Here is a 22,361-nt window from a genome sequence, read left to right on the forward strand (position 1 = left end):
TAACCGAGGGCATAATCAATAGTGTATGTCGAGTAAATTAACGAAGACTGAGGAGTTAGCTGCCAAGCTTTACTTTAATGAGGGATTGAAGCCTAAGGAGATAGCTCAGAAGCTCGGTATATCCGTAAACACGGTATACAAGGCAATATCTAAGTATAGGGCCTTCACTAAGAATACGGATCAACTATCAAATCAATTGAATGATGATAAACAGTTAAATAAGGTAGATACCCAGGTGGGTAATAATCCATACTTATTGAGTAATTATGGTAATGTATTTAATGTAAGCCTATCCATCATTATAGGGATATCAGAGTCCCAGCCAAACAATAACTACCTATATGAGAGTGCCTACCAGGGCGAATTAGTAAAGGAGTTGAAATCCCTTAAGGAATTAATTGGTAAGCTCATTGAGAAGGTTGAAGAGCTTGAGAAAAGAAGTAAGGATAGTTGTATACCCACTTCTATAAAGGGACAGAGCAGCATAACTAATTATGAACAGCCCAGTAATGACTCGTTACCCGAGTTTATACGAGATAATCCATGGATTGACGTTATTAAGTCAATACATGCCAATGCCTAGTTTCTATCAGTTTCTCCTGAGTTTCACGTAGTTTCTCTCTTTCAATTATTAAGAAAGAAACGGTTTATAAATTATTTCATGGTTTTCATTATGTGAAACAGAACGTAATAACAAACACACTTTATACATTGGCGGATACGCTTACAGCTATACTACTTTATGCGGTCTTCCCGATAATACCACTGTACGTCTTCATAACGCTACTAACTTTAATCATGGCATCAACGGCTCTTAAGAGACATGGCCTAGCGGCGGCGGTTTTAATTACATATGTGATTCTAGCGTTCATAACAGCCCTAGGACACGCATCATTACTAATAATGCCACTACTCCTAACTACCTACTTAATAACTGAGGCTGGCATTGTTAATGACATTGCCGTAGCATCATGGACCCTCTTATTCACGCCATTATATTGGTTGTCAATACCACTTTCAATAGCGCCATCCATAAAGGGATATAGCGTAAGATCAGCGATCATCTTTGCCCTACTCACTTTCTTATACGCAGTTGGTGCCGCGTATCAGGGCATTACGTGGTTACCAATAACAGCCATTCACGTGGTGAACCTAGACTTAGTACGTGGGATGGAGTCCCTAATATTCGATAGTTCAGGTAGTTTACTCACCTTATCTAATGAGTTAAGCAATGTAATGCTTTACTTCGTCCTTATCGTGGTCATGACAATACCACCCTTAGTAGGTAGGTACCTGCCGAGGCTTATCATGACATGGTCAGTAAGCACGGATATTTCGCAAATAATTATGAACCTAACACCGCAATTAGTAACCGCATCTATACTTTATGCGCCCTTAATTAGCGGTAATACATGGAATTACTACGTAACTCCATTACTCATTATTGGCTCATTTATTATTGGACTTGGTACCTACGCACTCGACATCACGCAGTCCAAGCTTAAAGTGGGGGTTCAGTCAATAATGAGTGCGAGGAAGAAGTCGCCGATCGTAATACCAATAATTGATCCATTAATGATTACTGAGTATAGTTATTGGGTTAAGAAATTACCTAAGGACGACGCAGATCTTGTGAACACGGTAGTAAATACCCTATCCAAGACTGGTATAGCCGCGCTATACGCCTCATTGCCCCAGGATAAGATTGAGATAATTGCCAAGGCACTATTTGGATTAACCAGGACTAAGGGGTTCATAATTAAGGGCAATATTGATGAATTAACAAACGACGTTGAATGGTTCATTAAAGCTCACGAGAAGGCACTACTCGTATTAATCTCAAATGAAATAAATAAGGACATGTTCTTCAAATTAATTGACTACAATAGACGCACTAAGTTATATGCCTTGATAATAAACAGCGATGATGGTATTGTAGACAAATTAAGGAAGTACGGAATTGAGGTTATAAACTACGGCGCTGTGGAGGGCACAGAGAAGGAACAGAGACAGACTAAGTATGTTGAGGAGGTGCCATCAAAGCAGGTCGGTGCGGCTGATAATGCCATTAGTAACGCCCCTAATAACCCAGCCCTAATTAATGAGGAGGTAATTCACCAAGCAAGCGTCAATGCGCCCATAGGTGTAGAAACCGCGACAGCCCCTACCAAGGCTGTTAATGAAAATGAGGTAATCGTGAAGAAGGATAATGAGGTGACCACTAATTTGCCATTAGAGAAGGGCGTCACAAAGGAGGAGAAGGCCTTAGAGACTCCTAAAGTTCCTGCGCGTAAAGAGAGGGCAAAAGATGAGGTGGTGAAGGAGAGACCCAAGGCAAGGAGTAAGAGTGCTAATGTTAATGTTATGGTTGCGATAGACCCCATCGATTTAATAAGCATGAATACAAAGTCAAAGTTGATTGATTATATTGACTCATCAATTAGGTTGAGGGATATGATGAGAAACCTAGGGCTTAGGTACATGGCGTCAATAATGATAATAGGGCCGCCCAAATCAGGGAAGACCGCGTTAATAAACCACGTGGCTAAGCACTTAGGCGTGACCATCATTGATTATAAGGATCCAAGCATTTCCATAATTGATAATGCAATAATCCATGTACCAAACCTCGAGACAGCCATTAATGAGGATTTAAACTACGTACTTAAACTACTGAGTATAGCCAGGGCTAAGCACCTAGTCGTTGTATTTGAGAGTAGTAATCCATGGTCCATAGACCCTGAGTTCGTAAAGAAGAATATCGATGCCGTGATACCGGTATTACCCGCTCATGACGAGTACATTGATGAGGTTATTGAAAATAAGCTTAAGGTCAGCGATAGGGACCGAGATGTGATTAAGGGCATAATCAAGTCGTGCCCAGCCATTGAAGCTATTGAGAAGATAAGGCTATACCTATCCTCTAGGGATAGTACGAGCATAATATGTGAAGACACGTTTAGGAAGTACCAGGACTTTGCCCAATCATTTAGTGTTTAAATAATTGTAATTACTGGGATTATTAAGTAATGAGGATTAGGATTGCGACAAGGGGTAGTAGATTATCGTTGATACAGACGGAGATTATAATGAACATGATTAGGAGGGTTGAGCCAAACGTGCAGTTTGACGTAATTATTGTGAAAACTACAGGCGATATAGTCCAGGATAAGCATTATACGCTATCGGCGTTAAGGGGATTTTTGAGAAGGAGGTTAACCTGGCGCTGCTGAAGAATGAGGCTGACATAGCCGTGCACAGCCTCAAGGACTTACCCAGTGAGATTAGCCCGGGTCTCGTGGTGGCTGGTTTTTCACCTAGAGATCCGCCATTCGACGTATTGGTTGTTAGGGATGATTATCCAGGTGACCTAACGGCGTTACCCAATGGTGCTAGGGTGGGTACATCAAGTGTTAGGCGTAGGGCATTCCTTCTTAGTGTTAGGAGGGATATTTCGATAAGCGTAATTAGGGGTAATGTCGATACACGAATTAATAAATTAATTAGGGGCGATTATGACGCAATCGTGATTGCGGAGGCGGGCCTTGTGAGGTTAATGAGTGATTTGAAATCACTTCACATTAAGTATACCCGCATACCCCTTGACTTATTACCGCCAGCGCCTGGGCAAGGTATAATAGCCGCCGTTGTCCGTGAGAAGGACACGGACTTAATAGACCTCCTTAACAGGGCTAGTGATCCTAGGGCTAGGGCTGAGGCGTTAGCGGAGAGGGCTTTCTTAAGGACTATTGGCGGTGGCTGCCACGTGCCAGTCGGTGGCATAGCAATCTATGGAGAAGACCATATGGAGTTCATTGCAGGCATGGCAGATTTAGATGGGGGGAGGAAAGTCCTCGTTAAGTTGAGTGGTTCGCAATCAAACCCTGAAGAACTTGGAATAAATGCTGCACGTGAATTACTGAAGCGGTGGAATGAGGATAAAACTCATTCTAACACATAACTATGAATACTTATATCACTGCTAGTTACTTACCTCATTATGGCGAGGCTTTACTTTGATGGGAATGCTGAGTTAATAAGGGGTAAGGTAGTATCAATGATAGGCTTTGGCAATCAGGGAAGCGCGCAGGCGTTGAATCTTAGGGATGGTGGTTTCAACGTTGTAGTGGGTAATATAGAGGATGAGTACGCAGGTAGGGCTAGGGATCAGGGCTTCACGGTATACCCAATCCCCGAAGCTGTTAAGCGTGGCGATATCATAGTTATGGCAATACCTGATGAAGTACAGCCAGAGGTTTGGGCGAGGGATATTGCGCCTAATTTATCGCCGGGCAAGATCGTGGTCTTCCTAAGTGGTTATAATGTGTATTATGGCTTCATAAAACCACCTAGGGATGTTGACGTGGTGATGGTTGCCCCACGAATGATTGGCGAAGGGGTTAGGGACAACTTCGTGAGTGGTAGGGGCTTTCCAGTACTAATTGGTGTTGCAAATAATTATAGTGGTAAGGCGTGGGATTACGCATTGGCGTATTCAAAGGCGATAGGTGCCATTGGAAGACCAGGTGGTGTGGCTGTTGAGTCGAGTTTTGAGGAGGAGACCATAACGGACTTATTCAGCGAGCACACGTGGGGTGGAGCCCTCCTCTTCCTGCTCGCTGAAGGTTATAACGTACTTATTGAGAATGGGGTGTCCCCTGAGGCGGCGATGCTTGAGCTATGGGCCTCAGGTGAGTTGGTAGCAATCGCCAAGGCCATCGTTGAGAGGGGATTATTCGCACAGCTTAGGGGTCACTCTACGACTAGTCAGTATGGTCACTTAACCTGGGGTCCCAAGTACGTGACCGATGAGGTTAAGAGGTTAATGAGGGAGGCGGTTAGGCAGATTAGGGATGGCACGTTCGCCAGGGAGTGGGCCCTCGAGAGAATGCTTGGTTACCCTGTCTTCAATAGGCTTTGGGATGAGGTCATGAGGAGTAGGGTTTGGCAGGATGAGGATAGGCTATACAGGGCCTTGGGTAGCGTAGGTAATGCCAGTGCCATTAAGTAATTATGGGTAGCCTAAGGGCCATGGCCATTAAAGACGTGGTTACGGGTATTGCCAGGTTATCCTCCATTCCATACGCCTCGGCTAAGGCTGCCACCACCGTTATTGCCAGGGAACCAATTACCTGGTTCGTGAGTAGGGATAGTACTATTGCCAATGATGCCATACCAACCAGCGCCCCCTCCATGGTGGCGTTACTGAAGGGTAACCTAACCCTACCAAGAAGTACACCACCAATCGCGCTCATCGTGTCGTAGACGATCACTGAAATTATTCCGTAAATCACATAGTTACCGGTCAATAACTGGCTAATCAGCACTCCAATGGCACCCATCAGAATGCCCAGGTAACCACCCCTCCTCTCATAATCCCTCTCAACGCTCTCAAGTAATTCCTTAACCGTCTTCTCAAGTCTCATTAATCCATCGTCCAGGGTATCTATTGGTATTGCCGAGCCTATTGGTGACTTAGTGATTTGTTGTAATATCGATCTCCTGGCGCTCGTTAGTGCGTCAAGCAGGACTATAGTAATTATGGGTCTCTTAACCTGAATTACATATATTACGGAGACACCCAGGGCAATTAACGTGAAGTACAACGTTGTTGATATGCCATACGCATTCAGATTAATTATGAATGGTATAATTAGGAATACGGAAAGCACGACATGAATTAACTTCCTAAGTGCCATCGCCTTTAGTTGCTCTATCCTGCTCAAGGTCAACACCTACAATATAAACTGTTAATGGACTCCCTCTCTTTAACCTATCTATGAGTCTCCTATCGAGGTCAATAGCCGCCTTATTCGCCCTAATCATCAGTGTTGAGTCATCAACATAGTTGCTCCGTCTAATGATCAATTTATTATTATTGCCCAGGGTAAGCCTTGATGATCCCATTCCAATCACGTAATCGAAGTAATCATCAACAACGAGTATTACTATTACCAGGGATCCATCCTTCCTAATAATCTCCTTAAGCTCCGGCTTTATATCGGACAAACCCTTATCCGCCCTAATACCGATGATGCAGTCGCCCCTAGGTGTTAGGTAATCATCCTTCGTAATCTCAATCGTAGTCCTATGCCTAGCCCTAACATTTACGTGGCCCCAGGCCATTACCCTATCAATTACTACCCTGACCACGTGAATTCTTATATCAATAAAGCTTAATTATCTTAATTTTAACGGTAATAATAATGGATGTTGAGGAGAGATTATCACTAATAACCAGGTACCCAACGGAGGAGGTGCTCACGGTTGATGAGTTGAGGCAGTACCTGGAGACGGGAGCCAGGCTGAAGCATTACATAGGCTTTGAGATAAGTGGTTATATACACATTGGTACCGGCATCGTGAGCCTATCAAAGGTTGTTGACCTGCAAAGGGCAGGTATTGAGGTTTCAATATTACTTGCAGACATACACTCATGGCTTAATAATAAGCTCGGTGGCGACCTCGAATTGATTAGGAAGGTTGCGAATAAGTACTATGTCGAGACCTTTAAGAAGGTGATTGAGGTTCTCGGTGGTGACCCTGATAATGTAAGGTTCTACATGGCAAGTGACCTGTACCATAACAATGATGAGTACTGGTACTTAATACTTGACCTGGCCAGGATGACGAACCTCGCCGATATTAGGCATAGCCTAACAATACTTGGCAGGAAGATGGGTGAGTCAATACCAATGTCGTGGCTTGTCTATCCACTACTTCAGGTGGCTGATGTCTTCGTGATAGGCTCCCACATTGCGCATGGTGGTATTGACCAGAGGAAGGCCTACGTACTTGCAAGGGAGGTTGCTTTAAAGGTCAGGTTTTACCCGTTGATGCTCAATAATGAAAAGGTGAAGCCAATAGCCCTATTCCACAGCCTAATACCCGCCCTCAACATTACTGGTAAGGAGTCTAAGGAGGAATTGAGTGAGATGAAGATGAGCAAGTCATTACCCGACACAGCAATATTCCTACACGACAGCGCAGAGACTATTCGCCAGAAAATACTCAAGGCATATTGCCCACCCAGGGAGATCAAGATGAACCCCGTGATTGAGCTTGCGCATCTATTCTCATTTAGGGAACGTAGGGATAAACCATTCGTTATTGAGAGACCACAGCAATATGGTGGCGGTAGGTTAGAGTTTTGGACATTCGATGAGCTAACAAAGGCTTATACCGAGGGCAAGATACACCCGCTGGACCTTAAGAATGCCGTTGCTGATGAGGTTGTTAAGTACCTTGAGCCAATAATTAAGTGGTTCCAGGAGGGGCAGGGCGCTAAGTTAATTGAGGAAATGAGTAATATAATGAAGATAACGAGGTAGTACTACTCTATCAATTCCCTAATTAATTTACTAATCGTGCTTGGGTCAATCAGCGACAACTCATTGATTACTGAAAAGACCGCCCTAATGAATGACCAAGGCCTTCTTGATGCCGCCCTTAATATGGCATCAACGTGATTATCATAATCATCAACGTCAACACTAACCCCACCCATTGATTGCATTACATCGCCCAAGCTCCTGTTTATTAACATGTGCAGGATATAAGACGCAGAGCCCAATGCCCTTACCTTGCCTCTAATGTACTTCCTGAATAATGTATCGTAAATAAACAACGCATCGCTTATCGAGAGACCCTCCCTCATGGCATTGCTCATACTATCAGCGAGTAACTTCGCACTTAGCATACCCATTATAATACCACCCCCAGTCATTGGCTTAACAAAACCTCCAGCATCACCAATAACCGCTATGTTACCCGCAACCACGTGGTTTGGCGATCCACCAATTACTATCTTACCCCCAAATGGCCTTAACTGCTCGGTCTTTTCGGCCTTTATTATTTTTAGTAACTCCGTGAACTTAACCCATACATTCGCATCATCGGCTAATCCAACCCTGAATTCGTGGAAGTCCCTTGGAACTACCCAAGCAAAGTAATGTTCACTAAGCTTCCTATCGAAAATTACCACAATTTCATCGTCACTCCTAGGCATTAGTTCGCTTATAGTGAATGACTTAGTATCGATTTGCACGCCATAAACGTGGGTCGGTCTCCATGGAATGATATTCCTAGTCAGCGCCATATTGGCGCCCTCGGCTATTATGGCTAGGTTATATGTCTCTTGTCGTGATCGGGTCTTAATAAATCCACCACTAATCTCAGTAACCCTCTCACCCAATACTAACGTTGCACTGCCTAATTCATCAGCTAGGTAATGCTCAAGACCCGGCCTATCAAGCATTGCTATGGCCCTCCTCCTAAAGTCAAAGGTAATGCTATTACCATTCAGGTCCGTTATTCTTACATACCGATACGTATTTATAATTGGTGGTGATATACCAAGTGGCTTTAGGGAGTCGAGATTAACAAGCCCTGTGCAATGAGGTGGTATTCCGAGCATTTTATCCTCCTCAAATATCACCACATTCATGACCCTACTCAATTCGCGGGCTAGGTAAAGTCCGCTAGGTCCAGCACCTATGACTACAACATCGCTTACGCCCATTTTAATTTGCCTTGAGAGGAATTAACAATTTAATATATGTTTTAGTCCCTATCCTTAAATGGTGCTAAACTACACTAAGGTTATTGCTGATCCAGCCCTTGGCTGGATTAGATTAACTAATGAGGAGGCTAGGTTCATCGATACCTGCAGGTACATGCAGAGATTACGATACATACATCAGCTTGGCTTAACATTCATGGTCTACCCATCAGCCACCATAGTAGGTTTGAGCATTCACTTGGCACTCTTCAAATAGTGACGTTAATGCTTGAACGAATGCTTAGGTCAAGTGATGTCAGAGAATCACTACTCGACCTTGGTAAGGCCATGGGCCTTGATACAGAGGACGAATTAATAATGCACATGAGAATAGCCGCATTATTACATGACCTAGGCCACTTACCCTTCTCTCACGTATTTGAGGGAGTGTTTGGTCAGGGCATTGACCCACTAGTTAGGAGTTGCAGTGTGGGAATTAATGAGGAGGCATTGGGTAAGGTCTTCAAGGGGCCCTTTAAAGAGCATGAGTTAATAACGTATTTCATACTTACAAATAATGATGAGTTTAAGAATGTACTTAAGGAGTCAATACCGGGTATTGACTTACGTATAATAAAGGCATTATTGCACGGCGACATTGTGATTAAGATTTCGAAATTACTACCGCAGTACATGGACGTAATTGGCTATGAGGATATAGCATTTCTTAAGTCGCTTGGCGATGAATTGAGACCTCTCAATATTTTGAGGAATTTAATATCGGGTGATCTTGACGCTGACAGGGTAGAGTACGTACTTAGGGACTCTTACTTAACGGGGGCTAGCATTGGCTCGGTAATAAGCATTGGTGATATTGAGAGAATACTTGATAACATGAAGATCATTAGGAGTGGTAGGGATTACGTATTGGCATTTGATGAGAAGGCCAGGGCTAACCTGGAGGGCTTCATAATCGCGCGCTTCAATATATATAAGCTCGTTTACCTTCATCATAAGGTTGTATTATTCAACACATTAGCCAGAAACCTACTAAGTGAATTATTGAAGCACTTCGATGAGCTTAATGATGACCTTAAGGATTACCTATGCCAATTATATCACTTCTCAACAGGTCATTTAAGGGGTTACGAGGTCATGTACATAATAGATGATTACCTATTATCCATATTACTAAGAAATAGGCAATACCTCGTAGATAGAATACGTAGTGTCTCTAAGTTCCTGGATCCCTTAATAACGAGGAGTACGACATTTAAGGCATTATGGAAGAGGGATTTTGAGTTTATAAATATCATTAATAAGGAAGGCATTGAATTAACACTGATAAATGATGTATTTCCATACCTATTAAGTAAGGGTGAATCTAAGGATGAGGTCTTACGAGCATTTTATGATGAATTAAGGAAGGAGCTCAGCGAGGCATCGGTTGCCTGTTTACGTAGTCTAGCCAATAATCAATCACTCGAGTCATCAGTAATAATTGGATTTAGGACATTCGAGCCAGAGACCAGGCTTAATATAATCCATGGAGATTCCCTGGTCAATATTAATGAATTATCACCACTGGCAATATCCGTATCAGATGCGTGGAAGAGATCTCCACATGTCTTTACATTCGTGGATATTGAGGAACTAGGTAATGCATGTCGAGACACCGACATTAATGTTGCCCTAGATAACCTCAGGAGTTTAGTTGTGAAGGCGATGTATAATGCATTAAGGAGTTTTGGCAATATTATTAGTAAGTATTTCAATAGTTCGTAGATAATGAAGGCCCTCATTACTTAATGCCACCTTACCATTGCTAATCCTTATCACATCAAGCAGATGTATCACATCGCTAGGGTTAATTGAGTATCCCATACTATTTAGGTGCTGCGTTATTTTTGAGAGGAGATCTGGAAATTCATTAATGCTCACGTTCCCCAATTTATTAAGTTCCTTAACAACCATTAGCTTAAAAATCAATGGGTCTGGAATTTCCCGCGGATTCATCGATACAGACTATGATAGCTCACTTATTAAGCTAATGATTAAAACAATACTTCAGTGCAGACTGAAACTTTCGATTTTTACGTATGTCAGAATAAATCCACGGGATACCTACTTATGGCCCTTGAACCTGTTTCAGTAACTAGTATCGTATCTTCAATCCTAACACCACCAACACCCTTAATGTAAACGCCAGGCTCCACCGTTATTACCTCATTGGGCCTTAACTCCTCATCACTTGAAGGACCTATTGATGGTCTCTCATGAACCTCGATTCCAACGCCATGCCCCGTACTATGTATGTAATATGAGTCAAAACCATACTCAGCAAGCACGCTCCTCGCTATTGAATCAACATCCTTAGCCTTAATGCCAGGTTTAATGGAGTTAGATGCCTTTCTAAACGCCTCAAGCACAGCCAACGCGGCATCCCTTAACTTACCGTTTACTGAACCCACGGCGACGGTCCTCGTCATGTCAGTACAATAGAGGTGGTATCGGGCACCAACATCGATTGTTACCAATTCACCCCTCCTTATCGCCCTATCTGTAAATACGTGGTGTGGGTATGCGCCGTTTGGTCCCGAGGCAACGATAGGCTTAAATGCGACATCCTCAGCGCCTCTACTAATCATCCCTTGATACAGCATTGCTGCAACATCCCTTTCCCTCCTACCCTCAAGCCCACTCTTCAGCACGCTATCGAGGGATTCCTCGGTTATTCTTGTCGCCTCCTCGATCATACTCACCTCATATTCATCCTTAATCTCCCTCAACCTCAGTATTGAATCATTAATATTCACTATTTTAACGCCTACGGAATTAAGCTCCTTAGCCACCGGCGAGTCTGGATTATCAATGCCGACAATATTATTAGGCTTAAGCCCAACCTCCCTAAGTAGGTAATCACCAAGGCTCTTAGATACAAATAACCTCTCCTCCGGCATTCTCCGTGGTATCTCAATGGTGGAATAGCCAATGAGTCTTACATCGCCATTGACGATTTCCTGAACCCTTTGGAAGTCGAGCCTAGGGACTATTAATGTGGTATCCATTGACCTATTAACGATAAGCATCAATCCGCTATCGACACCCGTGAAATACTCAAGGTTTGTCTCATCAACTATAACTACTAAGTCTAGGCTTAATTCGTCAAAGAGACTTGATATTTTCTTTGTACGATCCCTAATTATATTCACGGCACGTTTAAAAGTTAATACATTTTTTAAATTGCTTCTCTCTATTCAATATTAATGATTAACTGGAGCGTGGAGTCTGAGGATGCCTTAATGACTACATATGTGTATAGGTACTCAGTGCTTGGTAAGACAATCGAGGCTAGGGTAGTGCATGATAAGGCAATTAACAAGTATAAGTTGAGATTTATATCGATAAAACCTGTAAATGAAATAGAAATATCCCTACTCACAATATTAACCCCCCATTTTAAATTCGCGATAGACTATGTCCAAGATAATAAGGTGGCAATGATATACCCAAGCCTGGAGCTGAATTATACGATGACCTGCAATCAGTCAGTACGTATGTCGACTCATTAATAACACTAATAATCGAATTACTGAGTTACTCAAGTAATCCATTACTAAGGACTGAAATTAATTATGAGCTTGCATCAAGGAATTGGATACTTGACTTAAGTGATACCTTGGCGAGTATGTTTAAGGTTTATGATACTAAGGTTGGTGTGATCAGGGTATCCGTAGAACTTGAGCACCGCCAACTGGAGTTGGGTAAGGCTAAGGTGGATGTATTGGTGAGGGCTATAACGGCATTGAAATGCGTGGTTGATTCCCTCGTAAATAAGGGATTCAGCGCTCAAATAGTTTATGAGGACCTCGGCATAGCGCACTTAACGGCTGAGTTCCCCAGCCTTGGGATATTAACATTGATAGCCTCGAAGATTGATGACATAATTAACGAAGTAGAGAAGGCATGTTCCTAAGTGGTTGCAGTTCCACGTTCTATTTCTTTTTAACAATCTTATATAATCCATTAAGAGCCGGTGTAATTTATAAATAAGTATGTCATTTACTATGTCTCGTATGGTTTTAATGAGTACGTACAATTATTACCTGGTGATTTCCATAGCTCTTATTCAATTTGCAGTATTATCATCATTCATTTATCAAATATTTAAGGAATCAAGGAAGCCAATAGATAAGGATGTGGAAAATACCAGGGTTAATAAATCGTCATCCATCGTTAATCAACTGGAGTTTGACACTGTAAGCAGGAGTAGGGTAGATACGGCAGACGTTAGTGAGTTAATCACGAATATAAATGAGGATGAGGTCAGGGTCCTATCCTACCTACTAAATAGGGGTGGTGATGCATACCAGGCAGAAATAGCGAGGGAGTTGGGATTGCCCAAGAGCACTGTTTCCCGAATAATTAGGAGATTGCATGATAAGGGGCTAATAACGGTTAGGAGGGTTGGCAGGTTTAGTTATGTCCAGATTACGGACATAGACTACGTAAGCGATATAATCAGTAGGTTAGGCCTTGATAAGTCGTGAGAACAGCTCATCAGTTATCTCACGTACAATCTTATCGTTGATAATGCCATAGGGCCCCTCACCCGTGGTCTTGGCCACAGCAACGGCGTTTGAGAAAATGAATGACCACTCAAGGTCCTCACCCCTACTAAGCATGTATGTTAATGAGCAGGTCAATACATCGCCAGCGCCGGTTGGGTCTCTCACATTAACTATGTTATCTGTGGAAACGCGGAGTTTACGACCATTATACAGTAGTATTGATCCGTTGGCGCCCATGGTCAGTACAATGACCTTACCTGAGTATTTACTGGCTATGGCGTTAAATTCATCTATTGATACATCATCAACACTAGCCTTAATTACATCAGCATACTCGATTATTTTCACAACATCATCAATATTAACCTTAGTACTCACATAATTATTCTCATCAAACACCCTAGTAAATCCCTGTAAATCAACGCCCATGAATCTAACACCCCTCCTAATATGTCGTAAGACATCCAGACCAACTTCCCCGGCTATTGGATTTACGGCAACCGTGTCAGGTAATTCATAGAGGTCATTTATCGAGAAGTCCCTGCACCGAGCCAATAGCCTTAATTTCCTTGTTGTGCCGTAATACGTTATTTCGTATGACGTACTATTGCAATCACTCATCACTTTAATCCTATCCGTGACTATGCCCCTATTTCTATAATTGGTTAAGTACTCATTGAAGTCGTTACCAACCAATGTAATTGGTAATGGGTCAATACCTAATTGCCTTAAGTAAAATGAGCAGTAGGTCGGTGCGCCGCCAGGTGATTTCCTAATTATAGGGCCTCTCCTTATTATGTCAATGGCGGCATGGCCGATTATTCCGAGCATTAAGCACCTTTATTAACAGTGGTTAATAAGTTATTAGGGATAAAGACATCGAGTAGTAACTTAATGGAGTGCCCAATCCTACCAAGCCTGAAATCGTTAATGACCCTTGAGGATCTTATCAACGACATTATTACACTTGTGAAGTTATTAATACCCTCAATAGTCGATACCAGGGATACTCTAACCTCATCGCCACTACTTTCCTTCACTATTATCAATCCATCATTACCATAAATCCTAACCCTACCCCTAGCATACTCCCTATATCCAGGGAACTTAATACCACCACTCACCATAAGTCTCAGGTAAGCGGTGTATATCATGAAGCTAGACTTTATGTAGTTCCTCAATACCGCATCAACAACGCTTAACAATTCATTTACGGCATTGCCATGAAAACTAACGCCCCTAAGGAACTCCTCATTAACGCGATACCTAATGTATGATGCCTTACCACCCCTAATACCTAGCTCATAAAGAGCCAATTCACCCCCTAATAAGGCGTAAACCTCGATGCTTGATGTATCATCCCAAGTAACAGGTTTAATCGACCTGCTCTCTATGTATGAACCCTGGTATGGAATTATCATCACGTAATTACCAGTCTCATTACATGATGTGATAAAATCGATATAGTTATTCCTGTGTACAATGCATAGAAGTCCATCATCTAGCCTAAGTGGTAGAATTGGGTGTCTCCTCATGATTAGGAACTTAGGCAGCACAATCATTAGTCACTACGATATTTAATAGCCTAAAACTCAATTTTAGCGGTATTACCAAAAGGAATTACTTAACCCTCCTGAGGAAGATGAGTGGCCCGTATCTCTCAAGAACATCGGCTATTAAGCCCAGCGCACCCTCATCCTTACTTGAGAACCCTATCACCCTAACATCCTTATCACTAAGCCTAATGTAATGGTCAAGGTCAAACCTAATAATGACCTCCTTCGGACCAAAGATCACCTTAAACTTCGTCTTATTCTCAACAAGTCTCTTAACGGCCTCTGCCGTTGTTGATATCTGCCTAGGCGTTGGTTTACCCCTCGGACTCCTCTTACGTAACTCGCTAAGCTCCTTCTTCGCCTCCTCATCCTTTATCTTAACAATACCCTTAACCTCATCAATAACTATTGAATCACCCTGATAATCAACGACCTCAAAGTTCTCAGTATTGTTAATAATACTCAGTAATTCATTCAATGATACTTGTCTCGCCATATTTTTACGAAGTGAGGTATTGGGATTTAAATGCATTACGTATTAATGAGGGATAAGAACCTCCTATACTTACTATCATGTGTAGCCAAATGCCTAATCGCGTCACTGAGATTAAAGAATAATGCTCCGCACTCCTTACCATCCTTACCCCTGTATTTACACTTTATGTGGGGTGCATTACCTTCATATACAATTTCTAAAACAGGCCTTAGCTCAGCCGGTATCTCGGGTATTTTTAATTCATTACTCATTGATTAATTAAGGGCTTCAGGAAGTATTTTAGTGCTTTGTTTACCGTATTGGTTTATTGGCTCTTAAACATTTATTAATTAGTTCACTTATTGATATGGTGACCTGGATGATACCGCAAAGGGATGTTAGGGGCTTATTGTCATCAGTACCGTATTATAGCCTAAATCCCTACGTAAATAAATGCCCAAGTTGTGGATCTGTTATGGTGGTTGATGGCGAGTGGGTCAGGGAGGATAGTAGGCATAGGGTTAAATTAATCGAGAGATCACTGACATGCCCCACTGTAAGGTTAGGATAAGGCAGTACATATATCTGCAGTGATTAGGGTGTTCGTTTCATGTACTCAGACGAGATACAGAGGTTGATTGACAGGTCGTCAATGTTTATGTTCATATCGGTCATTGCCTCATTAATATCGGTGATCATGATAGTCATAGCTGCTGACTTCCTATCAAATGAATTACCTCCATCAATAGCGGTTAAGTATTTTCAAGTACTCACCTTTCCTGGGTTGAACGCTGTTACGGGGCTCATAGCGGCATCATCGGTGATGGCCGTGATTGGGGGCTTCATGATATACATGGCAAGGTCAAGCCTAAATAGGAGGGAGTTCCTGGGACTGCCTTCGATAATCACAACTAGCCTAATCCTAATTTCAGTTGCGTTAATATCAGCAATTGGTATATACGTCATTTATCAATACTACGTTGGTTTTCCCGGCATGATGGGTCCATTACTGCCTGGTACATTTTCACTGATGTTATCAATAATATTACTGATAATCACGTTCGTACTCACATTCCTGTCTTTAATGATGACTAATGAACTAAGGAGAAGGTACACACCACGCAGAATAAGGAGACGCCAACCTCCTCCACCCCCACCGCCTCAGGCATAATTAGATAAAAATTGGTAAAATGCTAGGTTCATGTTTTTACGTTAAAAGATTTATAAATTAATTTAAATTGGGCACGGTGTATGCCTAATTCGGTCGTTATAATAGGCGATTCGCCAATACCGGATAGGCCGAGCAGGGACTTAATCATTTATGCAAGAGACGCAGCTTGAACGCCATGTATGTGCCCATTTCACGGATATCGGTTAGGGTTGATAAGGATGGCCCACTCGCGGTAATTAGGGATAGGCCATTTAAGGTTGATGGTGTCTTTCTCAGGAGCTTGGTGTTCTTATTGATGTTGAGACCTTCTTTAGGAGGACGATAACCATGAGGTTAATTGAGGAGAGCGGCACTGTGGTTATTAATCCATTGGATGGTTTATTAAGGACTAGGAATAAGCTTGAGACGACGGTAATATTAAAGAGTAAGGGTTTGCCCGTGCCCGACACAATAGGCACTGAGGACATACTGTATGCGTATGAGGTGGCTAAGAGCATGAAGGATGTGGTGATTAAGCCGCTACAGGGCTCTAGGGGTTATGGAGCTGTGAAGGTAAGTGATGCTGACATAGCGTTTCAAATAATGAGGACTCTACTCACGTTTAAGAAGCCAATATACCTGCAGAAGTACATAGAAAAACCTAACCGTGATATCAGGGTCATGGTGATTGACGGCGAGGTTTTCGGATGCATGGTTAGGGTTGCCCCAGCGGGTCAGTGGAAGACTAATGTTGCCCAGGGAGCTGTTGGTAAGCCCTGCACCAACATTGATAAGACGGTTATGGAACTAGCCGTGAAGTCCGTGGAGGCCCTTGACCTTATCTATGGTGGTGTTGATATTGGCGAGGGTAAGGATGGCTACGTGATCTTTGAGGTCAATGGTTCACCCGATTGGGCCGAGTTAACAGCAGTCACCGGTAGGAATCCCGCTAAGGCCCTCGTTCTCTCTATGATGAGGAGGTTAAAGGCATAATACCGTAAGGTTTATTTCCCAGACCTAGGTTGCTTAGGGTTATGACGAGGTGGTTAATTAAGTGCGATAGGTGCGGTACTGAGACCATATTTAACGCAGGGTATGATCTAACGAACCTCGGCAGTAAACTATACCTTTATTGTGAGAAGTGTAGGAGGAATACCGAGCATACGGTGCTTGGTTATTACGATGATGATACTAACGAGTTTGTGCCATTCGAGAGGGCATTATCATTTAGGTATAAGTCGTTATGATTATTAAGGCCCTTAATAGCACTCCTTTTCCAGCTCCATTCTTAGCGAGAGTAATTCGGACCTAACCTTCCTCAATTGATTAAGTAGTTCATCAAGCCCCGTTAGTTCATTCTTCTCATCATCCCCTAGGTCACCAACGACCTGCTTAATCATTAATTCACTCTTCCTCCTCTCAGCGTTGCCAATCTTCTTATCTATCTCGGAAAGTGTGTCATTTATGGCACTAATCTTCTCATTACACTGCCTAATCCACTTAACCCTCTCCTTCTCAAGCCTATCCCTAATATCCCTATACAGGTCCTCCTTAATACCACCCTGGAGAAGTAGATCACTGAGTTTGTTCAGTTTGTCCATGATATCCCTAAGCCTCTCCTTAATACTATCCACCTCATTCCTATACATACTAACAAGGCCCGAATACTCATCATTAAACCTCTGAAACACAACCTTATCCGTAGCAAATACAGCATTAACATCATTAATATTAAACTCCCTAGTACTCCCGTCACTTAACCTAACCGTTATGGAAATCGGCTTCCAATCACTCCTACTCAACTTTATGCTCACTACGGTACCGATCACCTTCCCATCATTAGTAACCACAGGCTTACCAACATATCCCCTAAACCTCTTCTCTGTCGACTTCACCGAACTAAAGAATTTAAATACCATCGTTAAGACGACCAAGCATCAATATAAATATGTATTATTGGATAAAACACGCGTATTCAGATAGATAATACAGAAACCTTAACTCAGTAAAATCACTTAATAATTAATGATAAACGTATACGTTACAAAAATCAGCATTACATCAAACTTAAGTATAAATCCTTGTTTTTGTTTTTCATTTCTTTCTCATTTTATTCTCACGGCTTTTTCTAAAGCGATATATTTATAAATCTGCGTTATAGAAAAAGCAATGACCAATATGGTCTCGCTTGAGGACTTGGCTAAGAGGGAGTATGATGTTGAGGGTAGGAGGTTGAAGCCTACGAAGGTTTGGAAGGTTCAGCCTAAGGGTAGGAAGGGCTTTGTAATGGCGTTGTTCAAGACACCAGACGGAAAAACAGTCAGGAAAGTAATAGCCAAAGTAGACGAACAAGGAAACATAATAACCTAATAAATAGCAATGCGATAAAAATTCAAACTTAAAATTAAAATTCCATATATCTTATTATCATCTTCTATAGTAATTAAGAACTTTCTTAATTGCCTTCGCAGTATCAATAGCATCCTCACTGGTGTATAAGGGTCCAATTAGTATCGTCACTACCCTTTCGGCAGCCCACTCAGCGTTAGGTAGCGGTTTATACGTAATCTTCCTCCCATAGTAGGGGCAGGTCCATGGACAACCCTTACCATGACCTGCCATGTTAGTTATTATCGGCTCCTTATGGAGAGGTATTGGGTATGCCACGGTGGCTGCCTCGATACCCTCGGCCCTCAGCGCGTCGACAATCCTATCCCTAACGACCCTAAGTCTTTCCAGGTTTAGGAGTAGCTGGAATAAATGCCATGCATGCCTGATGTACGGTTTTGGGCGTGGAAATTGAATAAGATCATTCTCAACATCCTGTAACTCCTCCATAAGGACCTTCGCAAATGCCTCCTTACGCTTAATTATCTCCTCAATCCTCCTCAATTGCGAATAACCAAGCGCGGCCTGGAACTCCGTCATCCTATAATTATAGCCCAACAGCTCATAATAATACTTCCCAGTTTCGCCGTGACTCCTCAATAACCTAGCCCTGTTAGCTATCTCGGCATCGCTCGTAACCACCGCACCACCCTCGCCAGTGGTTATTGTTTTCGTGGGGTAAAAGCTCAATGTACCAACATGCCCTATCGAACCCGCCATCCTACCCCTATAAATGGCTCCCAGGGCCTGGGCCGTATCCTCAATTACATATAACCCCCTCTCGTTTGCAATCCTCATTATTTCATCCATCTCAGCGGGATAGCCAGCCAGGTGAACAACGATTATTGCCTTAGTCCTGTCTGTTACGGCATTATCTATGGACGCTGGGTCTATGTTTAGCGTCTCCCTATCAATATCGGCGAATATCGGTATTGCATTTGAGTGGAGTATTGTGGTTGCCGACGCAGCGAATGTGAACGGCGTTGTAATAACCTCATCACCAGGCCCAACACCAATAGCCTTAAGCGCCACGTGAAGTGCAGTCGTGCCATTAGATACTGTTATGGCATACTTAGTACCGAGGTACTTACTCAATTCCTGCTCAAGTAGGGCATTCCATTTACCACCAATGCTGATAATTGACCTGACTTAAGCACGTCAATTACGAGGTTAATATCATCATCGGTTATCCAGGGCTTAAAACGAAGAGGCACGGCTCTAGTTGGTTTCCCACCTTCAATTGCAGGTAACTCACTCATTCGATAATCCATAGACCCAGACCAATTATAAGTATTTACTACCTATGGATCCTAACCTTAACCCTGTATAACCGTGACAACGCCTCCTCAAGCGCCTTAACCTCCTCAGGGAAATTCTCAAGCCCAAGGCTCTCGCCTGAATTCAGGGCATCATTAACCCACCTGCACTCCCTCGATATTAATACCTCGCCAGTATTTGGATTATACAGTAATGGGTACATCTTACAGGCGAGTGGCTTCATTGGGTGTATTGTGCATGCCCTATTCTCCCTATCATAGAATGGACAATAACCCTTAATTAACCACCTATACACCTAACGCCATTTATGCTTAACTCGCGGTACCTAATATCAAGGCCCCTAGTCCTGGCCAAGGCCCTTATCCTAGCAAGCTCATCCTCAAATAATATGGGGCCTTTCCTCATTATCAAAGTAGCAGCATTCATCGCATCGTAGGCACTGGAATAACCTCATCCTACCCACTTGGGTTAAGGACATTATTAATAAGGAGTTCCCTCAAGTTTTCCACGTCTTCAGGCTTTGGTTTCTTAATGATGCCTAGATCCGTTATTAAGTAATCAACTAGATCAAGGGGTACCTCATCAAATAGTGGGACCTGCACGCTCACATCGTCGACATTGAAATCAATCATGTAAACCTCATTTGCGCCACCACTCGATGCCTTATAGGACTCGGCAATAACTATTGTACTCACATCAAATCTATGCGCAACGATGAATAGGGTCTCCGTACCGACCTTATTAATGAAGTAACCATCACTATATAGCCCATCAGCGCCAGAGAGCACGTAATTCGCATCCCTCATGAAATGCGCAATTGATGAGTCAGGTATTGGGATTACATTACCCACGTAGTTTGAGTAATCCTTTATCGCCTGATAAATCTCATTACCTGGTTTTGACTCCATGACGTACAGGACATCGAGCATTTGCCCCATCTCGAAAGGGCTGTCTTAACCGCCGAGCTATAACTAATGGTTATAGCCTTTGACCCACACATTATGGGGAATTTATCCAATTGGGTAACTAATCGCTTAGATGCTAAGTCGTACCAATCCCTTAATCTGCTAATGACATTATTAAGATCTAAGCCAGCACTCAGTGAGCGTTCAATTAAATCAACTAAGTTGGTTATCGACGCCATACCAGGCCTAACACCCCTCAACTCATTAAGCAATGCCCTAATATCGCTGGGATTAAGCCCCTTTTCAACCGCGATCTTAATAACCTCGATGCCTCTCAGGAAGTACCAGGAGGCGCCATGGACCCTATCCTCCCTTAACTCCCTCAGTATTTCATCAATACTCATGTTCCGCCAATAATAGTGAGAATGAGATTAAAAAGGCTATGTCTGTTAGGCATTTACCTAAACGAAGATATAGAATAATTACTAAACAAATTACTTAATAATCCACTAATTACTGAGCCTCAATGCTATATATAGAGACCCCAGAATGCATACTCTGTGCCCTGGAGTCCAGGATGCAGGAAATGAGGAAGTTTGGGGTAAATGACGTTCATGCATACACGCGAATAACAATGCACATATCAAACCTAATACCGAGGGGTAGAACACCACTCTTCATAGAGTCCTTCGAATTGATAACGAAGATTTTAGGTAATGAGGATCCGCACGCCAATGAGAAGAGGGAGCTAGAGGATACGGCCTCCCTAGTCATGAGTAGGATAATCAGTGATGCAGGTGATGACGTAGTTAGGTATATCGAGATTGCCGCCGCCGCAAACTCCGTCGATGTGCCAATGAGGGATTACCAATTCGACATTAATGACTTTGTAAATAGGCTACTTGAGGAGGCTGTTTGGCTTAATACGTCGAGGGAGGAATTAACAAGGTTGTTAAGTAATGTTAGGGATGTTGGTTACATCGTTGATAATTCTGGGGAGTTTCAGGTAGATACGTTGTTAATCAGGAAGTTAATTGACATGGGCCTGGGGGTTACGGTATATGCCAGGGGCTTGCCCTACGAGGTTGATGTAACGGCCGATTACGTGAGTAGGGTGTTGGGTGATAAGGTAAGGGTCGTATCCACAGGCAGTAGGTATCCGGCATTTTACAATAGGGGTTTGTGGCATGACCTGGGTAATCATGATTTAATAATTTCTAAGGGTGTTGGCAATTTTGAGGCGTACCTAGAAAGTGAGTTAAAACTGAGGGTTTTATTTTTATTTAGGGCTAAATGCGGGCCGATGATTAGGTTATTACGTGTTCCTAAGAATAGTCCAGTTGTTTATTTAAGGAATGATAGATAGGTTGTGAGCGATTAATATATAACTATAGATATCTTATTGAATCTTATTTATTTATAGATTATTCTTTTATAAGAATTATCTTTATAAAATTCTTCATTATTCTTAACATTATAATTTTATAATTGTTAATTATTTAAAATTGATATGTCGTAAAATTACGGTTGAATTAAGC

29 protein-coding genes and 2 pseudogenes are annotated in these 22,361 nt (G+C 42.5%); 17 read left to right on the plus strand and 14 right to left on the minus strand.

Features of this window, described 5'->3' with window-relative positions; translation table 11 throughout:
• The first annotated feature begins 25 nt into the window (after positions 1 to 25).
• The 4 genes and pseudogenes from JCM16161_RS00905 (at position 26) to ilvC (ending at position 5,011) form a co-directional block, all read left to right on the plus strand.
• Positions 26 to 583 carry a helix-turn-helix domain-containing protein gene (locus JCM16161_RS00905; protein WP_054854711.1) on the plus strand — a complete coding sequence of 186 codons (558 nt, stop codon included), beginning with the start codon at positions 26 to 28 and terminating at the stop codon, positions 581 to 583.
• A 92-nt stretch (positions 584 to 675) separates the two neighbouring features.
• Positions 676 to 3,000, plus strand: coding sequence for a hypothetical protein (locus tag JCM16161_RS00910; protein WP_243668355.1), 2,325 nt, complete (start codon positions 676 to 678; stop codon positions 2,998 to 3,000).
• Positions 3,001 to 3,029: 29 nt separating this feature from the next.
• Positions 3,030 to 3,961, plus strand: a pseudogene (hemC, locus tag JCM16161_RS00915) (hydroxymethylbilane synthase).
• Between the two features lie 39 nt (positions 3,962 to 4,000).
• Entirely contained in the window at positions 4,001 to 5,011 is a 1,011-nt protein-coding gene (gene ilvC, locus JCM16161_RS00920) for a ketol-acid reductoisomerase (RefSeq protein WP_054854713.1), read from the plus strand.
• Here the strand turns inward: ilvC and JCM16161_RS00925 are convergent.
• Positions 5,004 to 5,735 (minus strand): hypothetical protein, encoded by a 732-nt coding sequence (locus JCM16161_RS00925; RefSeq protein WP_054854714.1) that lies wholly within the window; start codon positions 5,733 to 5,735, stop codon positions 5,004 to 5,006. The genes ilvC and JCM16161_RS00925 overlap by 8 nt on opposite strands.
• Positions 5,689 to 6,153: a DUF371 domain-containing protein gene (locus JCM16161_RS00930; protein WP_054854715.1), complete on the minus strand. Its 465-nt coding sequence runs from the start codon at positions 6,151 to 6,153 to the stop codon at positions 5,689 to 5,691. The genes JCM16161_RS00925 and JCM16161_RS00930 overlap by 47 nt, the downstream gene beginning before the upstream one ends.
• A 53-nt stretch (positions 6,154 to 6,206) precedes the next feature.
• On the opposite strand from JCM16161_RS00930, the gene JCM16161_RS00935 reads away from it, so the two are divergent.
• Positions 6,207 to 7,331: a tyrosine--tRNA ligase gene (locus JCM16161_RS00935; RefSeq protein WP_054854716.1), complete on the plus strand. Its 1,125-nt coding sequence runs from the start codon at positions 6,207 to 6,209 to the stop codon at positions 7,329 to 7,331.
• Between the two features lie 2 nt (positions 7,332 to 7,333).
• Here JCM16161_RS00935 and JCM16161_RS00940 read toward each other — a convergent pair whose 3' ends face one another.
• The gene (locus JCM16161_RS00940; protein ID WP_054854717.1) at positions 7,334 to 8,521 is read right to left on the minus strand and encodes an NAD(P)/FAD-dependent oxidoreductase; all 1,188 of its coding nucleotides are present in this window, start codon (positions 8,519 to 8,521) and stop codon (positions 7,334 to 7,336) included.
• Positions 8,522 to 8,579: 58 nt separating this feature from the next.
• Here JCM16161_RS00940 and JCM16161_RS00945 point away from each other — a divergent pair, with 58 nt between their 5' ends.
• A complete protein-coding gene (locus JCM16161_RS00945; RefSeq protein WP_054854718.1) occupies positions 8,580 to 8,777 on the plus strand; it encodes a hypothetical protein in 198 nt (65 codons plus the stop codon).
• A gap of 20 nt (positions 8,778 to 8,797) precedes the next feature.
• Positions 8,798 to 10,285: an HD domain-containing protein gene (locus JCM16161_RS00950; protein ID WP_243668357.1), complete on the plus strand. Its 1,488-nt coding sequence runs from the start codon at positions 8,798 to 8,800 to the stop codon at positions 10,283 to 10,285.
• A 317-nt stretch (positions 10,286 to 10,602) separates the two neighbouring features.
• Here the strand turns inward: JCM16161_RS00950 and JCM16161_RS00955 are convergent, their stop codons facing one another.
• Entirely contained in the window at positions 10,603 to 11,712 is a 1,110-nt protein-coding gene (locus JCM16161_RS00955) for a M24B family metallopeptidase (protein WP_054854720.1), read from the minus strand.
• Between the two features lie 54 nt (positions 11,713 to 11,766).
• Here JCM16161_RS00955 and JCM16161_RS13640 point away from each other — a divergent pair, with 54 nt between their 5' ends.
• The 3 genes from JCM16161_RS13640 to JCM16161_RS00965 all read left to right on the plus strand — a co-directional run bounded on the left by JCM16161_RS13640 (position 11,767) and on the right by JCM16161_RS00965 (position 13,050).
• Positions 11,767 to 12,072, plus strand: coding sequence for a hypothetical protein (locus JCM16161_RS13640; RefSeq protein WP_243668359.1), 306 nt, complete (start codon positions 11,767 to 11,769; stop codon positions 12,070 to 12,072).
• Between the two features lie 107 nt (positions 12,073 to 12,179).
• Positions 12,180 to 12,476 (plus strand): hypothetical protein, encoded by a 297-nt coding sequence (locus tag JCM16161_RS13645; RefSeq protein WP_243668361.1) that lies wholly within the window; start codon positions 12,180 to 12,182, stop codon positions 12,474 to 12,476.
• Positions 12,477 to 12,567: 91 nt separating this feature from the next.
• Positions 12,568 to 13,050: a MarR family transcriptional regulator gene (locus JCM16161_RS00965; protein WP_243668363.1), complete on the plus strand. Its 483-nt coding sequence runs from the start codon at positions 12,568 to 12,570 to the stop codon at positions 13,048 to 13,050.
• Here JCM16161_RS00965 and JCM16161_RS00970 read toward each other — a convergent pair.
• From JCM16161_RS00970 to JCM16161_RS00985, 4 genes are read right to left on the minus strand one after another with little or no spacing between them, the layout of a single operon-like run.
• Entirely contained in the window at positions 13,030 to 13,902 is an 873-nt protein-coding gene (locus JCM16161_RS00970; RefSeq protein WP_054854722.1) for a PfkB family carbohydrate kinase, read from the minus strand. The genes JCM16161_RS00965 and JCM16161_RS00970 overlap by 21 nt on opposite strands.
• Positions 13,902 to 14,633 carry a hypothetical protein gene (locus tag JCM16161_RS00975; protein WP_054854723.1) on the minus strand — a complete coding sequence of 244 codons (732 nt, stop codon included), beginning with the start codon at positions 14,631 to 14,633 and terminating at the stop codon, positions 13,902 to 13,904. The genes JCM16161_RS00970 and JCM16161_RS00975 overlap by 1 nt, the downstream gene beginning before the upstream one ends.
• 58 nt (positions 14,634 to 14,691) lie before the next feature.
• Positions 14,692 to 15,123, minus strand: coding sequence for a hypothetical protein (locus tag JCM16161_RS00980; RefSeq protein ID WP_054854724.1), 432 nt, complete (start codon positions 15,121 to 15,123; stop codon positions 14,692 to 14,694).
• 35 nt (positions 15,124 to 15,158) lie between these two features.
• Positions 15,159 to 15,374 (minus strand): hypothetical protein, encoded by a 216-nt coding sequence (locus tag JCM16161_RS00985; RefSeq protein WP_054854725.1) that lies wholly within the window; start codon positions 15,372 to 15,374, stop codon positions 15,159 to 15,161.
• A gap of 95 nt (positions 15,375 to 15,469) precedes the next feature.
• Here JCM16161_RS00985 and JCM16161_RS00990 point away from each other — a divergent pair, with 95 nt between their 5' ends.
• From JCM16161_RS00990 to JCM16161_RS01005, 5 genes are all read left to right on the plus strand, one after another.
• Positions 15,470 to 15,673 carry a hypothetical protein gene (locus JCM16161_RS00990; RefSeq protein ID WP_243668365.1) on the plus strand — a complete coding sequence of 68 codons (204 nt, stop codon included), beginning with the start codon at positions 15,470 to 15,472 and terminating at the stop codon, positions 15,671 to 15,673.
• Between the two features lie 39 nt (positions 15,674 to 15,712).
• Positions 15,713 to 16,273: a hypothetical protein gene (locus tag JCM16161_RS00995; RefSeq protein WP_054854726.1), complete on the plus strand. Its 561-nt coding sequence runs from the start codon at positions 15,713 to 15,715 to the stop codon at positions 16,271 to 16,273.
• A 166-nt stretch (positions 16,274 to 16,439) separates the two neighbouring features.
• Positions 16,440 to 16,598 carry a hypothetical protein gene (locus JCM16161_RS13650; RefSeq protein WP_243668367.1) on the plus strand — a complete coding sequence of 53 codons (159 nt, stop codon included), beginning with the start codon at positions 16,440 to 16,442 and terminating at the stop codon, positions 16,596 to 16,598.
• Between the two features lie 2 nt (positions 16,599 to 16,600).
• Complete coding sequence (locus tag JCM16161_RS01000; RefSeq protein WP_243668369.1) at positions 16,601 to 17,245, plus strand: RimK family alpha-L-glutamate ligase; 645 nt, start codon at positions 16,601 to 16,603, stop codon at positions 17,243 to 17,245.
• Positions 17,246 to 17,286: 41 nt separating this feature from the next.
• Positions 17,287 to 17,499, plus strand: coding sequence for a hypothetical protein (locus JCM16161_RS01005; protein WP_054854868.1), 213 nt, complete (start codon positions 17,287 to 17,289; stop codon positions 17,497 to 17,499).
• 12 nt (positions 17,500 to 17,511) lie between these two features.
• On the opposite strand, the gene JCM16161_RS01010 is transcribed toward JCM16161_RS01005, so the two are convergent.
• Positions 17,512 to 18,147: a PRC-barrel domain-containing protein gene (locus JCM16161_RS01010; RefSeq protein ID WP_243668371.1), complete on the minus strand. Its 636-nt coding sequence runs from the start codon at positions 18,145 to 18,147 to the stop codon at positions 17,512 to 17,514.
• Between the two features lie 283 nt (positions 18,148 to 18,430).
• On the opposite strand from JCM16161_RS01010, the gene JCM16161_RS01015 reads away from it, so the two are divergent.
• Complete coding sequence (locus JCM16161_RS01015) at positions 18,431 to 18,622, plus strand: chromatin protein Cren7 (protein WP_054854869.1); 192 nt, start codon at positions 18,431 to 18,433, stop codon at positions 18,620 to 18,622.
• A gap of 57 nt (positions 18,623 to 18,679) precedes the next feature.
• Here the strand turns inward: JCM16161_RS01015 and JCM16161_RS01020 are convergent.
• From JCM16161_RS01020 to JCM16161_RS13670, 5 genes and pseudogenes are all read right to left on the minus strand, one after another.
• Positions 18,680 to 19,899, minus strand: a pseudogene (locus JCM16161_RS01020) (DegT/DnrJ/EryC1/StrS family aminotransferase).
• A 38-nt stretch (positions 19,900 to 19,937) separates the two neighbouring features.
• Positions 19,938 to 20,213 (minus strand): YkgJ family cysteine cluster protein, encoded by a 276-nt coding sequence (locus JCM16161_RS13655; protein WP_243668373.1) that lies wholly within the window; start codon positions 20,211 to 20,213, stop codon positions 19,938 to 19,940.
• The gene (locus tag JCM16161_RS13660) at positions 20,198 to 20,344 is read right to left on the minus strand and encodes a hypothetical protein (RefSeq protein ID WP_243668375.1); all 147 of its coding nucleotides are present in this window, start codon (positions 20,342 to 20,344) and stop codon (positions 20,198 to 20,200) included. Before JCM16161_RS13660 ends, JCM16161_RS13655 begins: the two co-directional genes overlap by 16 nt.
• Positions 20,345 to 20,373: 29 nt before the next feature.
• On the minus strand, positions 20,374 to 20,826 hold the full coding sequence (locus JCM16161_RS13665) for a hypothetical protein (RefSeq protein WP_243668377.1): 453 nt from the start codon (positions 20,824 to 20,826) through the stop codon (positions 20,374 to 20,376).
• A complete protein-coding gene (locus tag JCM16161_RS13670) occupies positions 20,787 to 21,227 on the minus strand; it encodes a hypothetical protein (protein ID WP_243668379.1) in 441 nt (146 codons plus the stop codon). The genes JCM16161_RS13665 and JCM16161_RS13670 overlap by 40 nt, the downstream gene beginning before the upstream one ends.
• A 122-nt stretch (positions 21,228 to 21,349) precedes the next feature.
• Between JCM16161_RS13670 and JCM16161_RS01035 the strand changes: the two genes are divergently transcribed.
• Positions 21,350 to 22,189 (plus strand): ARMT1-like domain-containing protein, encoded by an 840-nt coding sequence (locus tag JCM16161_RS01035; RefSeq protein ID WP_054854728.1) that lies wholly within the window; start codon positions 21,350 to 21,352, stop codon positions 22,187 to 22,189.
• Positions 22,190 to 22,361 lie beyond the last annotated feature (172 nt).

Source organism: Vulcanisaeta sp. JCM 16161 (genome assembly GCF_001316285.1).

What these genes read in the sequence shown, in the direction of transcription:
- ilvC (WP_054854713.1), top strand. Translation starts at nt 4,001, where the DNA reads ATGGCGAGGCTTTACTTTGATGGGAATGCTGAGTTAATAAGGGGTAAG.
- JCM16161_RS01000 (WP_243668369.1), top strand. Translation starts at nt 16,601, where the DNA reads ATGAGGTTAATTGAGGAGAGCGGCACTGTGGTTATTAATCCATTGGAT.
- JCM16161_RS13670 (WP_243668379.1), bottom strand. Translation starts at nt 21,227, where the DNA reads ATGAGTATTGATGAAATACTGAGGGAGTTAAGGGAGGATAGGGTCCAT.
- JCM16161_RS01005 (WP_054854868.1), top strand. Translation starts at nt 17,287, where the DNA reads ATGACGAGGTGGTTAATTAAGTGCGATAGGTGCGGTACTGAGACCATA.
- JCM16161_RS00975 (WP_054854723.1), bottom strand. Translation starts at nt 14,633, where the DNA reads ATGATTGTGCTGCCTAAGTTCCTAATCATGAGGAGACACCCAATTCTA.
- JCM16161_RS00990 (WP_243668365.1), top strand. Translation starts at nt 15,470, where the DNA reads ATGGTGACCTGGATGATACCGCAAAGGGATGTTAGGGGCTTATTGTCA.
- JCM16161_RS00970 (WP_054854722.1), bottom strand. Translation starts at nt 13,902, where the DNA reads ATGCTCGGAATAATCGGCCATGCCGCCATTGACATAATAAGGAGAGGC.
- JCM16161_RS13660 (WP_243668375.1), bottom strand. Translation starts at nt 20,344, where the DNA reads ATGAATGCTGCTACTTTGATAATGAGGAAAGGCCCCATATTATTTGAG.
- JCM16161_RS00995 (WP_054854726.1), top strand. Translation starts at nt 15,713, where the DNA reads ATGTACTCAGACGAGATACAGAGGTTGATTGACAGGTCGTCAATGTTT.
- JCM16161_RS00945 (WP_054854718.1), top strand. Translation starts at nt 8,580, where the DNA reads ATGGTGCTAAACTACACTAAGGTTATTGCTGATCCAGCCCTTGGCTGG.
- JCM16161_RS01015 (WP_054854869.1), top strand. Translation starts at nt 18,431, where the DNA reads ATGGTCTCGCTTGAGGACTTGGCTAAGAGGGAGTATGATGTTGAGGGT.
- JCM16161_RS00965 (WP_243668363.1), top strand. Translation starts at nt 12,568, where the DNA reads ATGTCTCGTATGGTTTTAATGAGTACGTACAATTATTACCTGGTGATT.
- JCM16161_RS00985 (WP_054854725.1), bottom strand. Translation starts at nt 15,374, where the DNA reads ATGAGTAATGAATTAAAAATACCCGAGATACCGGCTGAGCTAAGGCCT.
- JCM16161_RS01035 (WP_054854728.1), top strand. Translation starts at nt 21,350, where the DNA reads ATGCTATATATAGAGACCCCAGAATGCATACTCTGTGCCCTGGAGTCC.
- JCM16161_RS00935 (WP_054854716.1), top strand. Translation starts at nt 6,207, where the DNA reads ATGGATGTTGAGGAGAGATTATCACTAATAACCAGGTACCCAACGGAG.
- JCM16161_RS00905 (WP_054854711.1), top strand. Translation starts at nt 26, where the DNA reads ATGTCGAGTAAATTAACGAAGACTGAGGAGTTAGCTGCCAAGCTTTAC.
- JCM16161_RS00980 (WP_054854724.1), bottom strand. Translation starts at nt 15,123, where the DNA reads ATGGCGAGACAAGTATCATTGAATGAATTACTGAGTATTATTAACAAT.
- JCM16161_RS13665 (WP_243668377.1), bottom strand. Translation starts at nt 20,826, where the DNA reads ATGGAGTCAAAACCAGGTAATGAGATTTATCAGGCGATAAAGGATTAC.
- JCM16161_RS00940 (WP_054854717.1), bottom strand. Translation starts at nt 8,521, where the DNA reads ATGGGCGTAAGCGATGTTGTAGTCATAGGTGCTGGACCTAGCGGACTT.
- JCM16161_RS13640 (WP_243668359.1), top strand. Translation starts at nt 11,767, where the DNA reads ATGATTAACTGGAGCGTGGAGTCTGAGGATGCCTTAATGACTACATAT.
- JCM16161_RS00950 (WP_243668357.1), top strand. Translation starts at nt 8,798, where the DNA reads ATGCTTAGGTCAAGTGATGTCAGAGAATCACTACTCGACCTTGGTAAG.